This window comes from Anaerobacillus sp. 1_MG-2023, assembly GCF_030547345.1.
GTDB classification, from domain to species: Bacteria; Bacillota; Bacilli; order Bacillales; family Guptibacillaceae; genus Guptibacillus; species Guptibacillus hwajinpoensis_B.
On the sequence record NZ_JAUORD010000273.1, the window covers coordinates 1 to 234 of the forward strand.

1 protein-coding gene is annotated in these 234 nt (G+C 59.4%); it reads right to left on the bottom strand.

Annotated elements, in window-relative coordinates; all coding sequences use genetic code 11:
- Nucleotides 1-234, bottom strand: a 234-nt coding sequence (locus Q4550_RS24145; protein ID WP_303536808.1) for a UDP binding domain-containing protein, incomplete at both ends; no start/stop codon positions are given.

Here is a 234-nt window from a genome sequence, read left to right on the forward strand (position 1 = left end):
GGATTCATCCGGTCCTTCAGGTCAGGGATCACGTCGTTGCCGCGGCCCGCGGTCGAGTTTTCGTTGGCATAGGCTTCGTGCACATAGGGGTCATAGATGTCGACCTGTACGCCGTTCTTGATCAAACGCGCGGCCAGTTCGGCCAGCGGGCTTTCGCGAAGATCGTCGGTGCCGGGTTTGAAGGAGATGCCGACAAAGCTCACCTTCTTGGCGCCTGTGCGTTCGACCATTTCC